17 protein-coding genes are annotated in these 18,483 nt (G+C 37.9%); 5 read left to right on the forward strand and 12 right to left on the reverse strand.

The window, feature by feature from the left end; translation table 11 throughout:
- Nucleotides 1-43 precede the first annotated feature (43 nt).
- From dnaX to Q0976_RS10110, 7 genes are all read right to left on the reverse strand, one after another.
- Complete coding sequence (gene dnaX, locus Q0976_RS10080; protein WP_299493569.1) at nucleotides 44-2,593, reverse strand: DNA polymerase III subunit gamma/tau; 2,550 nt, start codon at nucleotides 2,591-2,593, stop codon at nucleotides 44-46.
- 713 nt (nucleotides 2,594-3,306) lie between these two features.
- Nucleotides 3,307-3,852, reverse strand: coding sequence for an adenine phosphoribosyltransferase (apt, locus tag Q0976_RS10085; RefSeq protein ID WP_299493571.1), 546 nt, complete (start codon nucleotides 3,850-3,852; stop codon nucleotides 3,307-3,309).
- A 169-nt stretch (nucleotides 3,853-4,021) separates the two neighbouring features.
- A complete protein-coding gene (locus tag Q0976_RS10090) occupies nucleotides 4,022-4,396 on the reverse strand; it encodes a YbaN family protein (protein ID WP_299493573.1) in 375 nt (124 codons plus the stop codon).
- A gap of 155 nt (nucleotides 4,397-4,551) precedes the next feature.
- Nucleotides 4,552-4,728, reverse strand: coding sequence for a hypothetical protein (locus tag Q0976_RS10095; RefSeq protein WP_299493745.1), 177 nt, complete (start codon nucleotides 4,726-4,728; stop codon nucleotides 4,552-4,554).
- 32 nt (nucleotides 4,729-4,760) lie between these two features.
- Nucleotides 4,761-5,507, reverse strand: a complete 747-nt coding sequence (locus Q0976_RS10100; protein ID WP_299493575.1) for a putative DNA-binding domain-containing protein — start codon at nucleotides 5,505-5,507, stop codon at nucleotides 4,761-4,763.
- On the reverse strand, nucleotides 5,507-6,355 hold the full coding sequence (locus Q0976_RS10105) for a DUF692 domain-containing protein (RefSeq protein WP_299493577.1): 849 nt from the start codon (nucleotides 6,353-6,355) through the stop codon (nucleotides 5,507-5,509). The genes Q0976_RS10100 and Q0976_RS10105 overlap by 1 nt, the downstream gene beginning before the upstream one ends.
- A gap of 79 nt (nucleotides 6,356-6,434) precedes the next feature.
- Entirely contained in the window at nucleotides 6,435-6,929 is a 495-nt protein-coding gene (locus tag Q0976_RS10110; protein WP_299493578.1) for a hypothetical protein, read from the reverse strand.
- Between the two features lie 315 nt (nucleotides 6,930-7,244).
- Here Q0976_RS10110 and Q0976_RS10115 point away from each other — a divergent pair, with 315 nt between their 5' ends.
- Both Q0976_RS10115 and Q0976_RS10120 read left to right on the forward strand, forming a co-directional pair.
- Nucleotides 7,245-8,165: a tRNA-dihydrouridine synthase gene (locus Q0976_RS10115; protein ID WP_299493737.1), complete on the forward strand. Its 921-nt coding sequence runs from the start codon at nucleotides 7,245-7,247 to the stop codon at nucleotides 8,163-8,165.
- 93 nt (nucleotides 8,166-8,258) lie between these two features.
- Complete coding sequence (locus Q0976_RS10120; protein WP_299493580.1) at nucleotides 8,259-8,612, forward strand: TraR/DksA C4-type zinc finger protein; 354 nt, start codon at nucleotides 8,259-8,261, stop codon at nucleotides 8,610-8,612.
- A 58-nt stretch (nucleotides 8,613-8,670) separates the two neighbouring features.
- Here Q0976_RS10120 and Q0976_RS10125 read toward each other — a convergent pair whose 3' ends face one another.
- The 3 genes from Q0976_RS10125 to Q0976_RS10135 all read right to left on the reverse strand — a co-directional run bounded on the left by Q0976_RS10125 (nucleotide 8,671) and on the right by Q0976_RS10135 (nucleotide 12,765).
- On the reverse strand, nucleotides 8,671-9,276 hold the full coding sequence (locus Q0976_RS10125; RefSeq protein WP_299493582.1) for a DedA family protein: 606 nt from the start codon (nucleotides 9,274-9,276) through the stop codon (nucleotides 8,671-8,673).
- 121 nt (nucleotides 9,277-9,397) lie between these two features.
- On the reverse strand, nucleotides 9,398-11,587 hold the full coding sequence (locus tag Q0976_RS10130) for a hypothetical protein (RefSeq protein ID WP_299493584.1): 2,190 nt from the start codon (nucleotides 11,585-11,587) through the stop codon (nucleotides 9,398-9,400).
- Nucleotides 11,587-12,765: an ABC transporter substrate-binding protein gene (locus Q0976_RS10135; protein ID WP_299493586.1), complete on the reverse strand. Its 1,179-nt coding sequence runs from the start codon at nucleotides 12,763-12,765 to the stop codon at nucleotides 11,587-11,589. Before Q0976_RS10135 ends, Q0976_RS10130 begins: the two co-directional genes overlap by 1 nt.
- A 186-nt stretch (nucleotides 12,766-12,951) precedes the next feature.
- Between Q0976_RS10135 and Q0976_RS10140 the strand changes: the two genes are divergently transcribed.
- The gene (locus Q0976_RS10140; protein ID WP_299493588.1) at nucleotides 12,952-13,608 is read left to right on the forward strand and encodes a methyltransferase domain-containing protein; all 657 of its coding nucleotides are present in this window, start codon (nucleotides 12,952-12,954) and stop codon (nucleotides 13,606-13,608) included.
- Here the strand turns inward: Q0976_RS10140 and map are convergent.
- Entirely contained in the window at nucleotides 13,605-14,399 is a 795-nt protein-coding gene (gene map, locus Q0976_RS10145) for a type I methionyl aminopeptidase (RefSeq protein ID WP_299493590.1), read from the reverse strand. The two genes, Q0976_RS10140 and map, sit on opposite strands and share 4 nt — an antisense overlap.
- Nucleotides 14,392-14,598, reverse strand: coding sequence for a ParD-like family protein (locus tag Q0976_RS10150; RefSeq protein WP_299493592.1), 207 nt, complete (start codon nucleotides 14,596-14,598; stop codon nucleotides 14,392-14,394). The genes map and Q0976_RS10150 overlap by 8 nt, the downstream gene beginning before the upstream one ends.
- 684 nt (nucleotides 14,599-15,282) lie before the next feature.
- On the opposite strand from Q0976_RS10150, the gene Q0976_RS10155 reads away from it, so the two are divergent.
- Both Q0976_RS10155 and Q0976_RS10160 read left to right on the forward strand, forming a co-directional pair.
- A complete protein-coding gene (locus Q0976_RS10155; RefSeq protein WP_299493594.1) occupies nucleotides 15,283-16,809 on the forward strand; it encodes an APC family permease in 1,527 nt (508 codons plus the stop codon).
- A 166-nt stretch (nucleotides 16,810-16,975) separates the two neighbouring features.
- The gene (locus Q0976_RS10160) at nucleotides 16,976-18,466 is read left to right on the forward strand and encodes an APC family permease (RefSeq protein WP_299493596.1); all 1,491 of its coding nucleotides are present in this window, start codon (nucleotides 16,976-16,978) and stop codon (nucleotides 18,464-18,466) included.
- Nucleotides 18,467-18,483 lie beyond the last annotated feature (17 nt).

The following is an 18,483-nucleotide window of genomic DNA, read 5'->3' on the forward strand; positions in this document are numbered from 1 at the left end:
TTAATTTTACTAAAATAAGCTTGATTAGCAATAAGACATTCCATTACGCAACGATTAATTTATCAAAATTATCGAGCGTCAATAATTCAATATCATTACTTTTGTCAGCTAATAATGGTGGGGCATACGCCAGTGTATCAAGTTGTATTTGCGCTTGCATATTATGCATCAACCATTGAATATTTTCATCCTGCACCAGCATTTGTTCTGCATCACGAAGCAATTCTTGATGAAAACGCTTACGCACTTCCAATGGCGTTTCTCGAGTAAGATCAACTCCTACCTCCACGGATAATTGCACTGTTTGCCCAATACTGTGTGTTATTGCAGCTTCCAATTGTGAAATCGCAATATCAGCGCACAAATGTTTTTGATCTGGCTTAAGTTGTAACTGGATCATATGGCTAAACTGAAGACACACTGAATTAACAGCGAGCTGCCTAACACGCCCACCAACCTCTAATGAGGCCATAAATTTATACCATAAAAGATCACGGTTATCGCCGCTCAAAGGCGTTTTAGCCGTCGACAGCGCTCGATTCACAGCAGGTTTGTCTTCATTAAACCTCGAATTGGGCTGTTTATGATGCTCTTGTTGTATTAGGGTTGGTTGTGTCGAACTCGCTAAATTCTCAGGGCGCTTAGCAACCTTAGAGCTAAGTATTTCAGCTGTTCTTCCCTCAACCTCTGCAGCAGGTACTGACTCCCATGGCGGCCTATCTTGCGACTCCTCTTGAGTCATAGACGCGCTTTCATGATTAAGGGTTAAGTTATCTTGAGTGTCATTTAAGTCAAGTGCAACCTCAGTCTGACGATGGGATTTTGGCTTGACTACTGGCGACTTTTTTGCAGTTTCTTTGTCCCCGTCATCATGGGTTGATGCCAATAAAGAGTCCCTTGCTGCCAATACCGCATCTAAAATATCATCACCCAATAAAGGCTCGAATGTCTGCTCATCAGACAGAGACTGAGTAGGCGGAGATGGACTGTCTTGCAAAGGCGGTATCGTTTGCGCTACCACATCAGACACCATGGTTTCTTGAGTATGAATGAGCTCCTTTACTTCCTCATTTAAAGGAAGCGCTTCATCAAGGGGACTGGCCGATGCCACAATAGCGTCAAGCTCAATAGGCTCAATATTCGCCCCTTGACTTTGAGCTTGGCTCATAATCAGAGCCATTTCTGCTTGTAGCTCCACTGGCACTTCTTCGTCATTTTCAACAACAGGCAAAACAAGGCGTTCATCCTTTACTGGTGCCTTTGTCGACGTCTTGTCCACAATAGACTGCTCAGATAAGGATAAAGAGGCTAAATCTGCTGATTGCGACTCCTCTTCATTAAGTGCTGCCTTATTACTTTCCTGACTCATCTCTTGTGAGTCAAGATAATCGGCATTTTTAACAGCGTCATTAGACTGATGAGGGCTAACGGACGTAAGACTCGCTCTTTCTACAGCACTTTTATCTTGACTATCTACAGGTGTATCACCTGATTTCCATCGCGTAATCGGCGCCTCGGGAACAAAAGTCACCGCCCGCAGTAATGCCATTTCTAAACCCGATTTAGGATCAGGTGCGTGAATAAGATCTTTGCGGCCAGTTAATAATATTTGATAATAGAGCTGCACTTGCTCAGCATTTAATTCATTCGCAAATAACAAAATTTGCTCGCTATTAAGCGACAATTGCGCCGCAGCAGGTGCAAACTGCGTTAAGGTAATTTGATGCAGTAATTCCAGTAAACTTCTTAACACTTCGTCAGCATCAGCGCCAAAAGATAACACCTCATAAGTCACCTGCATTAACTGGGCAATATCGCCACTCATCAAGGTCTTTAATAAACGAATGACATGATGTTCATCAATGCTACCTAACATGGTTTGCACTTGTGAGAGCATCACTTGACCTGCACCAAAAGCAATGGCCTGATCCGTCAAACTCAATGCATCACGCATGCTGCCATTTGCAGATTTCGCAATCAATGTTAATGCTTGCTCTTCAAAAGCCAAGGACTCTTGTGACAAAATATGGATTAATTGCGCCACAATCTCTTCATGAGCAATACTTTTTAAGTTAAATTGCAAACAACGAGATAATACGGTTATCGGTAATTTTTGAGGATCAGTCGTGGCTAGTAAAAATTTGACATGTTCAGGGGGTTCTTCCAGTGTTTTTAACAGCGCATTAAAACTACTGCGAGACAGCATATGCACTTCATCGATAAGATACACTTTATAGCGACCACGACTCGGCCGATATTGCACATTATCTAACAACTCGCGTGTATCATCGACTTTGGTTCTTGAGGCCGCATCCACTTCAATTAAATCGACAAATCGACCTTGAGCAATCTCAATACAACTGGAGCACTTGCCGCAAGGTTGTGCACTCACACCTTGTTCGCAATTCAAGCCTTTGGCAAATAAGCGAGCGAGACTGGTTTTCCCCACACCTCGCGTACCAGAGAATAAATACGCATGATGTAACCTTTGCTGAGTTAAAGCATTCGTTAGCGCATGCAAAACATGAGACTGACCAACGACTTGCTCAAATTTGGCAGGGCGCCACTTTCGGGCTAACACCTGATATGACATGAAACTTCCTACTATCTAATCAACGTTAAAAGTTGACTCCTCTTAATTAGCCACACAATAGCATGCAAGGCATAGAGTTGCCATACCCATCATGCTTCCAAACATAGGAACCAACTAGAATAAAAAACCGTTCACCTAATGCCTATTTGACTCCATCTACTCAATAAATGGTTCATTCAAGGCAGATGGATTGAAAAAGGGTTATTTCCTTTTAAATTTGTGCAACATCGCGGTTAGCAAAAAAATCATATTCCGTCGCCTTCATTGACACACTATACCCGTGAGACTTCAAGCTGCAGGATTCAGCTGGAATGAAAAGCCTTTTAGACAAGGCATTAAACATCGAGCCTAGTCATTCTAAGTTGATGTTTAATAACACAGTATAAAAGACTTTTAAACCAACCCTTTGGGAGTGTGTAAAAGCACCTACTTCTGCGTTGCATCATCTTAAAAGGCAATAAGCATTTCGGCAATAATACGTCTTGAATTAGGCACTTTTACGCACTCTGAAAACATGCACCTTGAAGTATCATGGGTATATACTCCACAATCCACTTAGAAAAGAAAACTGGCACCTGAAAACGGATAATATCAAGCGTATAAATATGCAGAGAAAAAGACAAGATTGAAAGAGGAATACTGAAAATATGACTCAATAAAAGAGAATGATTGAATCATCATTCTCTTCGGTAAAACCAATAAGGAGTGATTAATTATTCACCCTCAAAATCACACAGCTTAACCAATTCAAGTCCCATGGCTTCTAAACGCTTTTCTCCCCCTAAATCAGGAAGAGATATCACAAAAGCGGCATGATTAACTTGACCACCTAAACGGCGAATAAGTTTAACGGTAGCTTCAATGGTTCCACCCGTCGCCAGTAAGTCGTCAATAACTAGCACCTTATCATCAGCGTTAATCGCATCGGTATGGATTTCAAGTACGTCCTGACCATATTCTAATTCATAGCTTTCAGAAATAGTCTCTCGAGGTAACTTACCCGGTTTGCGAACAGGCACGAATCCTATCCCTAGCGCTAACGCTAAAGGCGCGCCAAACAGGAAACCTCGCGCTTCGGTACCAATCACTTTCGTAAAACCTTGATCTTGATATAACTCAACTAAATGAGCCATTGTCGCCTGATAAGCAGCAGGATCTTCCAACAAACTAGTAACATCTCTAAAAAGAATGCCAGGTTTCGGATAATCAGGAATGGTTTTAATGCTGTTTTTTATAACCGCTAAACGTTCAGTATTCATGGATCTATTTCTTTTCTTAACTAAAGATTAATGCATCAAAAAAATGAGCAGATTAACAATCTCCTCATCAAAAATGTCATTAAAGTGTAAAATCAGAGGGAAGCTTAAGCCCCTTTGCAACGCGTTGCAACCAAGCAAGTCAAAAAAGGCAATAATAAATCATGAGTAATCAAGTTTCATCTTCCATTTCTGGAACACTTTTTAAATAACAAAACAAGCAAATAGCCGTAAAAAAGAGAAAAATTTTCACCCATAAAATCGGCGCAAGGAAAATACTCACACTAAAGCTCAACAAACTCACTATGTAAGCTTTCCTCTTTAGTTTTTTACGGATAGCTTTATTTTCTTGCCAATTTAATAACGCATCAGAAAACCAAGGATGAGTCATCAACCACCGATGCAGTCGTTGACTCGAACGAGCAAAACAATAAGCCGCTAACAAAATAAAAGGCACCGTAGGTAGCACAGGTAGAACAATCCCAATCATACCCAGTAATAAGCTAAGTAGACCTGCAATTAAAAAGAATCCACGAGTAACGCCCATATAACCTCCTATTGCTCAGCCTCAATATCAGCTTATACCCAAATGACTTGTATAACATCGTTATGTTCAACAATAACAAACATTATGAATAACGAAAAATAAAAAGCCACTCGATATAAAGTGGCTATTAATCTTTAATACTACAAAAGAATAGACTAAAGCAATCCGCTCATTTTTAACCAAGATAAGCTGGCTGGGAGTGTTGGAATAAGCAACACTAAAATAAACCCAATAAAATGAAAGATATTAAAGGGATCTTTAAAAGACTTTTCCATGACTTCCTCTATATTAATGCCGCCTGAATATTGATCCAGATCAATTTTTGCCTGCATTATAAAGGCTAGTTAACAAGATAGAAAGCGCCTTATACACGATACTCACAAATGATCCCCTTAGTACTTAATTCGACTAATAAATCTAAACAACCTTGTTTTAAATTATCAGGCTCCATGGCAGTAAACGTTTCAATTAACCAAGTCTGAATATCGGCTAACCTGACACTTTCAAATTGAGACAAATATTCGAGCACTTGGGCCGTTAACGGCGTTAATGACAGAAAATTAACCTCATTTTTTTTGTCTCGATAAACACAAAATAGTTGTGGGGCCTTTGCAGGTTCTACAGGTTGATAATTAATACAAATATGCTGAACATCATAAGCATACTGAGCAATTTGAGCTGAAGATGATAAACACAATGGCTTTGAGGGTATATCAGCAGCGCCGATAAAATGATGCGAAACATTGTCTACGGCAATAGATGCGACCAACTCAAGCCACTCATAGTGCGCGAGTTCTAACATGAAAACGGGATCTCGTTCATCCATTTCATATTCATACTGCAAAAAAACAAGAAATTCTTCAGCAATATTTGAAAATAAGGGGGATTGGCAATCATGTTGTTTGAAAAAAGTTTGTACTAATACTTTCCATCGAACTGGAGAATAAAGGCTTTTTAATACAGGGAAAGCATTAGAGACAAAACCTGCGATATTATTAAAAAATAAATCTCGATAGACATCCATTCGCTCTACAGTCATTCCATTGGGTAAAGGGCTGTCAGGATCACGAATATAATCCATAAAGGTTTTTTGTATCGCAATAAAAGACATTAAGCACTCCTTGAAAAATGCGCTTGAGATGAATGGATCGTCTTCTTTTGATACTGCTTAATTTTTCTGATTTCCATTAATAACGTTTCTGTTTCAGGAATATTAAAGTCACGTTCAAGTAAAGTTGGAAACACTCCATGACGTTGATGACATTCATGCAATAACTGCCAAACAGGATCGCTCACATCCGCGCCATGGGAATCAATGATTAAATCTGCTGTTTGTTGAAAATGTCCTGCTATATGCAAATAATGAATACGTTCCTGCGGGATACTGTTCAAAAAGGCCAATGGATCATAACGATGATTAACTGAATTGACATAAATATTATTGACATCCAAGAGCAATTGGCAATCAGCTTCAGTAAGTACCGCCAAGATAAACTCAAGTTCTGTCATTTCAGCGCCAGGGGCGGCATAAAAAGACACATTCTCAAGGATCAAGGGGCGCTCTATAATATCTTGTACTTGTTTAACTCGCTCGGCAACATGAAACACCGCTTCTTGAGTAAAAGGGATCGGCATTAAATCATATAAATGCCCAAGTCCCGAACAATAGCTTAAGTGCTCTGAATACACCTGAATTTGATGCAAGTCTAAAAACTGCTTAATGTCTTTCACAAAATCAATATCTAGCTTTTCGGGTCCACCAATAGATAAAGATAACCCATGGGTATAAAATTCATATTGTTCGGTTAACGCTTGAAATGATTTTTGAAATCTCCCGCCTAGTTGCATCCAGTTTTCAGGTGCGACTTCGAAAAAATCAATATCATCTGGGACATGATGTGCCATCTCATTAAGCATTTCCCGCCTAAGGCCGAGTCCAACTTTTGGCGCTGTGAGCATAATCTATTCCTCTTAAAACAAACAAGATCAGTAAAAAACTGATCTTGTTACCAGTAACTGTGAGACAGGAAAGATTACATTATATGCTGCCGCCACATGTTCCTTCACTAGACTTATGATCGCCCCCGCAAGATCCTTCTTTACTTTTGCTATGACTCCCACCACACTTACCTTCACCGCACTTCCCTTCTGCGCTTTTGGCTTTACTCTCTCCACACTTACCTTCACCGCACTTCCCTTCTGCGCTTTTGGCTTTACTCTCTCCACACTTACCTTCGCCGCACTTACCTTCTGCGCTTTTGGCTTTACTCTCTCCACACTTGCCTTCACCGCATTTACCTTCTTTGCCTTTTTTTGCATCTGGCGCAGGCATAGGTGCACCTTGTGCTTCTGCCTCTGCTTGATCTTGCGCTTCAGCTTGAATACTGCCCTCACCTTCATCAGCGGCAATTTGATAACCAGAGTGCAGTTCATTAAAACCAAATGTATCCGCACTCGCTGAGGATATAAATGCAGCGCCAACCACGACAGAGCCAACAGCAAGCGTAACAGCAGTCTTTTTAGCTAATTTCATAATCCATTCCTTCCATTTAGTATCAATTTTAAGTAACCAACAGCCAAATATTGTCGGCTTAGGTTAATAGACCCAGTTAATCACAAAAAACTTTCAATATTTTTACCTGTATGTCACTTATGGCCTATAAAGGCTAATTATGCAACTTTTGAACTAGGCTCCTCATGATAAAGCAACAGCCAAAACCCGACAGCCTAAAGAAAACAAAAACAGACTTAAGAGAAGAGTTGAGGTAGAATGCCGCGATTTTTCTCAGTATAAAGCGTAATTATAGTGAATGTGGCAGTTGATACACCTCGAATAATATTAGCTCCAATGGAAGGAGTCGTAGATGATTTAATGCGCGATATCTTATCCGCAATTAACCCTTATGATTTAATGGTCACTGAATTTATTCGTGTTGTTGCCCAAAAGCTGCCTGATCGCGTTTTTTATCGTTTATGCCCTGAATTACTCAACGAAGGTAAAACCCCATCAGGTACCCCTGTAAGAGTACAGTTATTAGGCCAACATCCTGAATGGATGGCAGAAAATGCCATTAAAGCGGTTGAACTTGGCTCACATGGTATTGATGCTAATTTTGGTTGCCCTGCAAAAATGGTCAACCGAAACAAAGGTGGGGCTGTATTACTACAATATCCAGAACAGCTTTATCAGATTGTAAAGGCCATGAGGCAGGCCGTTCCTATTGCTCAGCCAGTTACAGCTAAAATTCGTTTAGGTTATGAAGATAAATCACTTTTTATGGAAAATGCTCATGCTATTTATGAAGCCGGAGCAACAGAAATTGCAGTGCATGCCAGAAGTAAAGTCGATGGTTATAAACCACCAGCCTATTGGGAATACATTACTCAAATTAAACAAGAACTCCCCATCCCCGTCATCGCAAACGGTGAAATATGGAGTCAGGAAGATGCATTGAGGTGCATGAAAATAACCCAATGTAACGATATTATGATAGGTCGAGGAGCGATTTCATTACCCAATCTAGCCGCTTGTATTAAAATGTCTAGCAAGCCTTATGATTGGAAGCAAACGCTAGCGCTTATGTTGGACTATACGCAAAAAGAACTGACAGGCAGAAAAAGTGACTATTATCCTGGTCGTATTAAGCAGTGGTTTACTTATTTAAACAGGCAATACCCAGAAGCAGATAAGCTTTTTCGTCAAATGAGAGTGCATAAAAACACGCACGATATCGTCACCGTTCTAGAGCAAGCACACAAAGCATTATAAAAGTTAAAATATGGCTGAGAATTGATCTCGGTCATGTCTTCATTATGACAAGTCAGTAAACTCGTTTAAATACATTCTCAATGACACAAAATAATGATAACGAATCACATCGCCAAAAATTTATCCAAAATAGAAATTGACTTAAAAACCCAAACACAACGCTATTTACCCCATAATATGGCACATCTCAATTTACAAACTCAAACATTATCCCAACTAATTTCATTAATGGCTGAAACACTGAGTAAAAACCACCCCCTTTATCATCAACTAATACTATTAGATGCTGCATGGTGTCAGTTAGAAATGGGATTATACGGCTTATGTTCAGACTGTGAAGCACCAATAGAGAGGAAGCAACTTAAACAAAATCCATTAAGACAGCGCTGCAATAGATGTCAGGCAAAGCATCATCAATACAGCAATAATCGCCAGATAAGCCATTAAAAGTGCTCACTATTACCAATAAGCACTCACGCTCTTCTCACCGATTAAGTCTCTGACATTATCGATTTTTTTGGTATCGGCGGATCCCAATAAAAATACCTAACATAATCAGACCAGTAACAATAAACCAAGTCACAACAGCATAGTGATGATAGAAAGAAAGTAATGACTCCCGTTTATCATAAAGGTATGCAGGAGCCACTCCAAAAGTGATAACCCAAAGTATCACAGCTAATGTATTACCCACTAAAAACTCCTTAAAGGGCATTTTTGCAATACCACAAGCAAGAGGCATAAGCTGTTTTAACCCTTCGATATATCGGCTCATCAGTAGGCCCCAAATGCCATAGCTTTCAATAAAGAGATGGCATTTATCAATGGTTTTTTGTGATATCCAATTTTTACGGATCAACATATGTTCACATTGTAGACCAATCCAATAACCACATGTATTTCCTAAAAAAGCACTGCTACCAGCAACAGTAATAATGAGTGGTAAAGACATTTCCCCTAAAGAAGCTAAAATACTGGCTACGACTAATAAGGATTGACCAGGAGCTGGGATCCCAACACCTTCCGCCGCAATGGCCAATGCCAAAAGTAAATAGCCATATTGATGCAATAAAGGCGTTAAGTCTGTTATTAAATGTTCTATCGATAGCATAAAGAGTAATAAATAAAAGTGTTATATCCTATATGATAACCTAAGTCTTATTTTTAACTTCCCTACATGGATAAAAATTTAATAAAATAGATCATATGATGTCAGAATAGGTTTAAAATAATTACCAAAAAACCATTAAAGTAAAAATAAATAACAATCCTGTTAATAAAGGCCAATAGAGTAATTTAGGTAAGGCATTGTCTGCATATTGAACAAAACGAATATTCATTCCCCAACTAAATAAAATAGAATTTACTGATACAATCAACACCATTGTATAGGCAATAATAAAAAAGTATTCCATATAAATAAGTTCATTAGCCCCAATATGAGAACGTAATTCAACATGCGCCAATAAAGCAACAAAAAATAAAGCAGAGCAAGATGCAAGCACTTCTAATGCATTAAATCCGATTAGGCCTATTCGGCTCTCATCTCTTGAATTCGTTAGTAGTACGGCATACAACATTAACAGTACTATCACAACAGGAAATAAATAAGACACGAAAGGGTCGATAACATTACGGCCAATTTGAATATTATAATATAGTTCAGGTACATACATTTTATTCACTTTACTGTCTATACCCAGTGTAGAGTTATAGTCATTAAATCGAATATCAAAAAATGCTCTTTTCACTTGCCAGCCAGAAATTGAAAAACTCTCTTCTAAACCGGGTTTACTGCTGGTATTCAAATTATCATATGCTATCGCATCAGGGATCAATATGACATGTTTACGATAGTCTTTTGGCCACAGTCTTAACCAAATAGTTTGCTTATCAAAAGGGTAAGTTTTATAAATAAAGTGGCCAGATATTTTAACTCTAAATGTCCAACCAATCGTTTCATAATCACCTTCTTGATGAATATAAATCTGTCGTACTTTACTTTCGATAGATTCAGGAAAAGATAACCCTTTACCAATATCATAATGATTAGATAATAAATAGCGCTGCCAAACATAACCAGAAATCAATAAATTATTATCATCATCTATTTTTGCCGATTGTACTGTGATCCCGGTAGGAATAAAAATTGGGGGCTCTTTATGCTGATGTAAACTGCTTTTACTGTAATCTCGAACAAAAGTACGCAAATTCGCATCACTGGTGATCAGTTGAGACTCTTTAGCCGGTGCTTCCACGACATCTTTTTGTGAAAACCAAATATATAAAATAGCACTCACAAAACTCAATGCTATGATAAAGGCAGAGCCCCATAAACCCAATTGTAACTTGCTATTCCATAACATATTAATAAAAAATACCCAAACCAATACCGTTAACACAGAAAACAAAGTCAAAGTGTAAGGGTTTCGCTTCACCCAATCTTGTAAAGTCGATAAATGAACCATTAATTTATGATGAGCAAAAAACGCCTTCTCTATGACTACAGCCACCTTCCATTGCGTTTGCGCAATCTCAAAGACATGTAAATAAGAAGGCACCTGCGTGAGTTGATTGGCAATTACATTAAAATGGCAACGTGAGCTGCGTAGAGGAGGCTCACATGATATCAAACTTGCTTCTTTAAAATAATCCTTAAAATTATGCCTCTCTTCTTTTACAGCATTAGGAAACAAAGAGTGATAAATTTGATTATTATTTTGATCGAAAATAATCGCATAACCTTCATCCCCCAAATCAACAGCCTCAATTTCGTTATACAGATTAGAAACATCAATATTTACGAATGAATACCCAATAATCTTGTCTTTTTTCTTTATCGGTAATACATCTTTCATCACCCAGCGAAAACTTTGCTCATCAAATTGCAATGGCAACCAGCCTTCTTGTTTTTGGACAGCGCAATTATACCAATTACCATCAACACATTGATTTAATTTATCTGCAGTATAATCAAACAATAAATCAATACGAGTCATCTCATAACCATGATCTTGTTGGATCATATACGGTGAAAATAAACGTAATTTATCATCAATACTATAAGGTGAATAAGCAGCCCCTATTCCACTAAATCCATCATAGATGGCCCCTACATTTTCAATAATATCTAAAATAGACTGCTCAGAATGGCCTTTATTAGCTAATTGGTTTGACAATTCTTTATTGACCTTTTCAACTTTATAGAAATGCTTCTCTATGTTTTTCTTAATCTTATTACTGCCATTCAATAAATATTGTCGCGTTTGTTCATCTTGTATTTTATTCACTTGCCAATTTGCAATAAAAAGAGTCAATGTCAGCACTGATATTAATAAGGTAACAAAGACCCCCAAAATAATAATGCGCCGCCTATGCATGCCATACTTGCGCCAATAAGCTAATATCGCGCTCACTTTCATTAGTCACCCTCAACTTGTTTGATAAATCCCTTCTTATATTGATATTGCATCATCCACACTTTATCACTGGCTTGATGATCTGTTTTTGATAGCGTTAAAGGTGAACCAAAATCTATCTGCGATGTTGATAATAATTCTAATGCACTTCGAATCCCTGTAGAATTAATCTCGCCATCATATCGTTGTAAAGCTTCAATAAATAAATTCGCAGATAAATAACCTTCAAAACTGATCTCATTAGCAGTGGCATTAGGCAAAAAAAGATTAATATCACCTTTAAATGCCTGTTGTGAAACCGAGCTATGAAAAAGAAAAGGGACCACTTGGGTAATAAACACACGGTCACTAGACACATCTAACTTATTAGAGAGCGCCGTCGCACCACTAAAAGATAAATTATAAAATAGGGTTCGAGGAAATAAATTATAACTGTGATTAATAAACTTTGCGGAAGCAGCATAAGCCCCCACTATAATAATCGCTTTAGGGGATTTAGATAAATCCAATAATGACATAATGGCATTGTCCACCTCCACAGTATTTCTAGGGTATTTAGTCACTGGTAACTCATTCATATGCCTAAAACCATAATCCGTAAGTACTTGTTCTGCTGCATTAAAGCCTGCTTGACCATATGCATCATCCTGCAATAAAAATGCAATTTCCCCAGGCTTTATGCCATTTTTAAAAATATGCTTAACAATGGCCTGCATTTCTTGCCCATAACTGGCCCTAAAATTAAAAATAAACTTATCCACAGGTTGATTGCGCAATATTCCCGCTCCAGTATAAGGAGCATAAAACACACGTTTCTGCTGAGTGATATAAGGCGCGGTCACTTTAGCTGTCGGTGTACCGACATTACCTATAATGGCTAATACTCCATCTTGAGTAATCAGCTTTTTGACATTGATTAAAGCCGCATCAGGCTGATAACCATCATCTCGAACAATAAGCTCAATACTTCGACCATGCACTCCACCTAAGCAATTGACTTTATTAAAGTACACTTGAATGCCATCTCGCATTGACTCACCCAAATATTGTGCAGGTCCACTCAAAGCTGTAGACATCCCCAGCAAAATAGGAGGCTGCTCACTCGTTGGCAATTGACATTCAGCAGCAGACAAACCTGAAAATAACCAAACCAACAAAAGCCCGCACACTTGTCTTCCCATAACAAATCACGCCTTAATCAATTACATCCTATTTGATTAAGCCTAGTCTTCTCACATTGAAATACAACCTAAGGGCAACTTGATTTGGAAGCAATTGGATTTGTAGACTATTATTGTTTTTAAACTCATCACAAGCACTGCCTTATTGCTTATAGCCTTCCCCCTATCATACAAAAGGACATTTCGATGACTGCCTGCCAATTACGTTATCAAACAATCGAATTTGATAATATTGATATCCATTTACGGACATTAAAGGATAGAAATCAATTTGATGATCCTAATGGTACGGCCCAAGCATTAGGCATATCGTCGGCACAATGGCCTTTATTTGGTATCATTTGGGACTCATCACAAATCCTAGCCCATGAAATGGAATATTTTCGAATTGAAAATAAAAAAATTTTAGAGGTAGGTTGCGGGATGGCTTTATCCAGTATGTTATTAAAAAAGCGCAACGCCAATATTACGGCCACGGACTACCATCCGGAAGTGGAAGAGTTTTTGCAAGAAAACATTAAATTAAATAAAAGTGGACACATTCCATTTTTACGCACTAATTGGAAAGATAAACAAGACAACTTAGGCACATTTGATCTCATTATTGGCAGTGACCTTCTCTATGAAAAAGAACACATCACACTTTTATCAACCTTCATTCATCGACATGCCAACCCTCAATGTGAAGTGATGATTGTCGATCCAGGTCGAGGACATCATGCTGCCTTTAGCAAAAAAATGATGCAGCTTAACTATGCTTCTAGCCCCTATTCACCAAAGAGCACTCACAATTTATCTCACTCTTTCACAGGAAAAATATTGCACTATCAACATCAAGGTTAAATCAGCTTACCATCAAGTCGTGTTTTTTCTTCTTCTCTTAAAGTCAATACTTCAAAGCCATTTTCAGTAACCAAAATGGTATGCTCCCATTGCGCAGACAATTTTTTGTCACGCGTCACCACTGTCCAACCATCTTTTTTTGTTTTTACCTTCTCTTTTCCTTGATTAATCATAGGTTCAATCGTAAAAGTCATATTTGGCCTTAACACAAGCCCAGTATCTGGACGACCAAAATGTAATACTTGCGGTGCTTCATGCATTTCACGACCAATCCCATGACCACAGTACTCTCGAACAACACTGTAACCAAAACGTTCTGCATATGACTGGATCCCATGACCAACATCCCCAAGCGTTGCACCCGATTTCACACATTCAATGCCTTTCCACATGGCTTCATAAGTGACATCCACCAGTTTTCTAGCTAATGGACTCGCCCCAGCTAACACATACATTTTACTTGAGTCTGCAATAAACCCATCTTTTTCAAGCGTAATATCAATATTAACAATATCTGTTTGCTTCAGTTTATACTGTATACTTGGCACTCCATGGCAAACAACATCATTAACCGATGTATTTAACACATATTGATAGCCATACTGACCTTTACTCGCAGGGCGGGCTTGTAATTGATTGATAATAAAGTCCTCGACCTTATCATTAATCTCCATTGTCGACACCCCAACATGAATAAACGTATCCAACATGGCAAAAACTTGAGCTAACAACTGACCAGACTGACGCATTAACATCACTTCTTGGGGGGATTTGATGCTAATATCATTCATGGATCAACCCCTCTAGAGTCACTTGTTCTTTTTCAAGTTGTAATTTAATCAGTGCATTAAATGTCATAGATGGATTCAATTCAGCCAACATGCCCATTTTGATCCAAAATTCAGCTTGTGAATTAATCGAACGAGACATTGCTTGACTCGACTTCCTGATCTCTTCATGTAACGCATCCGAAATTTTGACTATCCCCACAGCGTTTTCACCTTATTGTATACGTTTTATCATAAAACATATACTAAATGTATATTGTTATCAAGAGACTTTTCTATTGACCCTTAGCTTTCTCCTCGTAAAATAGTTTTAATAATGTAAAATTAAAGATTTTATGGTAAACCAATTGATAATAATAATTAACATTACAAAAGAAATCTAAAATGCAATGAACAATACTTAATAATACAACCATTTTAAAATTAATTTAAAATGACTGTATTAAATAGATAATTATAAAATCAAATCATAAATGATTAATCATTCACCTCTATTTACCAAAAAAATTAACTTTGCATTAAAAAACAAAAACTCACCCAATTAAAATTAAAGCAATTGTAAACAACAACTTATTTTATGATGAAAAATAAAAGTAAAACTTAAAGAGTATTATTAACAATAACAAGGTGAGTATCAATATTAATTGCATTGTTATTTACAGGCAAAGAGAAATACCGTTATATTGATTAAGAAGAAATAAATACAGCCCTTTTATCTTTGAGGGAGTATTTATAAACATCACATATTATAAATATTAATAATAAAATGCATGGTAATACATATCTAAAGAATATTGTACGAACATTCACAATATAAACTGCTATTACATATTCTATTGTATCCATTGCTATTCAATAATAACGACAATTGAAGTAAGAGATCACAATGAAAAAGACGAGAGAGAAACACAAAATTTCACTATTTAGTGCGGTTCTACTTTGCTGTACTTGTATGGTCGGTTCAGGTTGGTTATTTAGCTCCCAATTAGTCGCACAAAAAGCCGGCAACTATGCTTTTCTCTCTTGGATAGTGGCAGCCATTATCATTGTTGGTATTGGCCTGTGTATCTCTAATGTCGTCACAGATCACCCCCACCGAGGGGCAACCACTCGAATGAGTGCAATCAGTCACAATGCCACTTTTGGCATGCCCTTTGCGTTTGCAAACTGGTTCAGTGTCGCGGTGGTTATTGCAACGGAAGCACAAGCGACGACCCAATACCTTGCCCCTTTTCTTGGTAAAGGCGTCATGCAAAATGGTGCGCTCACCTTAACAGGAAAATCCATAGGTATCGGTCTACTGTGCCTGTATTTACTCATTAATTGGTATGGATTAAAGCTGCTCTCACGCATTAATAATACTATTACGGTTTTAAAAATTTTTACCCCCGTATTTGTCATCGCTATTTTATTAGCCTCACATGTCGATATCAGCAACTTTACTCAAATGAGTCGCTACACATACTCTCCAACGACCATTCTTACCGCAATAGTCAGTTCTGGTATGATATATGCGTTTAATGGCTTTCAAGTCGTCGCTTCTTTTGCAAGTGAAATTAAAAACCCTAAGAGAAATATTCCATTAACGATTTTAATATCCGTCGGTATTGTTTTAGCCTTCTATTTATTATTGCAATTTGCTTTCATGGCCGCTATTCCAAAAGACATGCTTTCTCAAGGCTGGGCAGGGGTGAATATGGCCTCACCTATAGTCGGTTTAACCATGGTATTGGGTCTAAATTTCTTAACACTATTACTGCTTTCAGATAGTATCATCGCACCGTCTGCGGTAGGGTACACCTATTTAGGTACCTCTTCTCGTATGCTGTATGCCATGTCAAAAGAAAAACAAGCGCCAAGTTTTTTAAGCCGTTACATCAATCCAAATAGGGGCTTTTCTGTTCCTTCAATGATGCTTAACTTTGCTATTGCCGTGGCCTTTTTATTGCAAGCGGAAAGTTGGGCAGGACTCATGGTTATCGTAACCATGTTACACCTCATTGGTTTCATGGCTGCACCGGTAAGTATGTCCGCCTTAAAACCCAAAACCAAACCCTTTGGCTTAATTATTTTTGTGATTATTACCATACTCATGATGACAGTGCCTACTCATGATATTTTACTCAGTAACCTCGTTATCACAGCATTATCTGTCAGCTACATGCTCATCAATGGCCGCCAACATGTTAAGGAAAGTCTTCTCTTTGGCGGACCAACACTCATTTTCTTTTGGTTAATTTATTTTAGTCACTCAATGATCATCGCCGCAATATTGGCTATTTTATTCTTCCTTTTTGTCACCAACTCTCGTTATGTTGATACTTGCAAACAGTTTAAAAATAATCAAGAAGCTAAAAATACCCAAATCAATAAAGATAAAATAAACAACCCTAAACACGTGACCCATGCATAGCTTAATTTAAACAAATAGAAAAAAACCATGTCAGTTAAGAGAGTCATTTTATCTGGCATGGCTTCAATTTATTACCGGTAATAATATCCAGCCACTCTTCTCTGCATCCTATTTAATTACTGCCATACTTTATTCATCCCTTTGCCTACACTTTAATGAATAAGTGATGACAAAACTTAATACCAGCTCAATGAAAAAACATAAGCTATCACTCTTTAGCAGTGTGGTACTTTGCTGTACCAGTATGGTTGGATCTGGATGGTTATTTAGCGCTCAACTTGTTGCTCAGCGAGCAGGAAACTATGCATTTCTTGCATGGATTTTAGCGGCTCTATTTATCATTTCAATCGCACTGTGTTTATCCCATGTTATTACCCTGCACCCTTATCGAGGCGCTAATGCTCGTATCACCTCTATTAGCCATAACGCTGCATTTGGGATCCCCTTTGCTTTTTCTGCTTGGTTTGGCATTGCCGTTGTCATCGCTACTGAAGCGCAAGCTTCTACACAGTATTTAGCCCCTTTTATGGGCAATATGATTATGCAGGACAATAAGCTCACGGAATTAGGAAAAGCACTTGGTGTCGCTTTTGTTTGCTTATATTTACTCATTAATTGGTATGGTTTAAAACTGTTATCTAAGGTCAACAACATTATCACTGTTTTAAAGATATTTACGCCTTTATTTGTCATCACGATCTTAATTGTATCCTACACAAGTGCCGATAACTTAACACAAGTCAATACTCACCAATATACGTTACAAGACCTATTTCCAGCCATCGTAACATCAGGTATTATTTATTCATTTAATGGGTTTCAAATTATCACTTCCTTTGCCAGCGAAATAGACAATCCCAAAAAAAATATTCGACTCAGTATTATTATTTCCATTATTATTATCTTAGTTTTCTATTTACTATTGCAATATAGCTTTATGACTTCAATGCCAACCGATAAACTCACCCATGGCTGGGCTGGTGTTAACATGGCTTCCCCAATAGTGGGCCTAACCATGGCCTTAGGGCTTCACTTCCTCACTTTACTGCTGCTTATAGACAGTATTGTAACCCCTTCATCAGTGGGCTATAGCTTTTTAAGCAGCGCATCGCGCATGCTTTATGGCATGTCAAAAGAAAAACAAGCCCCCTATTTTTTAAGTCGGCATATTCATCCGACAAAAAATATATCCATCCCTGCCATAATGACTAATTTTTTTATCGCCATCATTTTTTTGCTGCAAGCTGATAATTGGAGTGAGCTCATGATCACTGTGACCATGTTACATTTAATTGGTTATATGGGCGCTCCCATTAGTATGGCTACTATTAGCCCTAAGACTAAAATATACACACTCGGAGTATTTACAGCCATTTCAAGTCTCATGTATATACTCCCTGACAAGGATATATTACTAGGAAGCACACTATTATCTTTATTGTCAGCTACATACATAATAATACAAGGTAAAAAACAACTCAAAGAAAGCGTATTATTCAGCTCCCCTTTCATCATTTTTCTGTGGCTATTATATTTCAATCAGCCTCTTTGGGGACATCTCCTCATCACAATCATATTCTTTACATTTGTCACCCACCCAAGCTACGTCATGCTTTGCAAGCAATATCAAAAACCGCCAAGCTCAGATCTCATCTAACGAAGCTAAAAGGGGAA

This window comes from uncultured Shewanella sp. (assembly GCF_947501665.1).
GTDB lineage: Bacteria > Pseudomonadota > Gammaproteobacteria > Enterobacterales > Shewanellaceae > Shewanella.

What these genes read in the sequence shown, in the direction of transcription:
- apt (WP_299493571.1), bottom strand. Translation starts at nt 3,852, where the DNA reads ATGAATACTGAACGTTTAGCGGTTATAAAAAACAGCATTAAAACCATT.
- map (WP_299493590.1), bottom strand. Translation starts at nt 14,399, where the DNA reads ATGAATGATATTAGCATCAAATCCCCCCAAGAAGTGATGTTAATGCGT.
- dnaX (WP_299493569.1), bottom strand. Translation starts at nt 2,593, where the DNA reads ATGTCATATCAGGTGTTAGCCCGAAAGTGGCGCCCTGCCAAATTTGAG.
- Q0976_RS10100 (WP_299493575.1), bottom strand. Translation starts at nt 5,507, where the DNA reads ATGTCTTTTATTGCGATACAAAAAACCTTTATGGATTATATTCGTGAT.
- Q0976_RS10160 (WP_299493596.1), top strand. Translation starts at nt 16,976, where the DNA reads ATGACAAAACTTAATACCAGCTCAATGAAAAAACATAAGCTATCACTC.
- Q0976_RS10115 (WP_299493737.1), top strand. Translation starts at nt 7,245, where the DNA reads ATGGAAGGAGTCGTAGATGATTTAATGCGCGATATCTTATCCGCAATT.
- Q0976_RS10155 (WP_299493594.1), top strand. Translation starts at nt 15,283, where the DNA reads ATGAAAAAGACGAGAGAGAAACACAAAATTTCACTATTTAGTGCGGTT.
- Q0976_RS10140 (WP_299493588.1), top strand. Translation starts at nt 12,952, where the DNA reads ATGACTGCCTGCCAATTACGTTATCAAACAATCGAATTTGATAATATT.
- Q0976_RS10105 (WP_299493577.1), bottom strand. Translation starts at nt 6,355, where the DNA reads ATGCTCACAGCGCCAAAAGTTGGACTCGGCCTTAGGCGGGAAATGCTT.
- Q0976_RS10130 (WP_299493584.1), bottom strand. Translation starts at nt 11,587, where the DNA reads ATGAAAGTGAGCGCGATATTAGCTTATTGGCGCAAGTATGGCATGCAT.
- Q0976_RS10135 (WP_299493586.1), bottom strand. Translation starts at nt 12,765, where the DNA reads ATGGGAAGACAAGTGTGCGGGCTTTTGTTGGTTTGGTTATTTTCAGGT.
- Q0976_RS10095 (WP_299493745.1), bottom strand. Translation starts at nt 4,728, where the DNA reads ATGCAGGCAAAAATTGATCTGGATCAATATTCAGGCGGCATTAATATA.
- Q0976_RS10110 (WP_299493578.1), bottom strand. Translation starts at nt 6,929, where the DNA reads ATGAAATTAGCTAAAAAGACTGCTGTTACGCTTGCTGTTGGCTCTGTC.
- Q0976_RS10125 (WP_299493582.1), bottom strand. Translation starts at nt 9,276, where the DNA reads ATGCTATCGATAGAACATTTAATAACAGACTTAACGCCTTTATTGCAT.
- Q0976_RS10120 (WP_299493580.1), top strand. Translation starts at nt 8,259, where the DNA reads ATGATAACGAATCACATCGCCAAAAATTTATCCAAAATAGAAATTGAC.
- Q0976_RS10090 (WP_299493573.1), bottom strand. Translation starts at nt 4,396, where the DNA reads ATGGGCGTTACTCGTGGATTCTTTTTAATTGCAGGTCTACTTAGCTTA.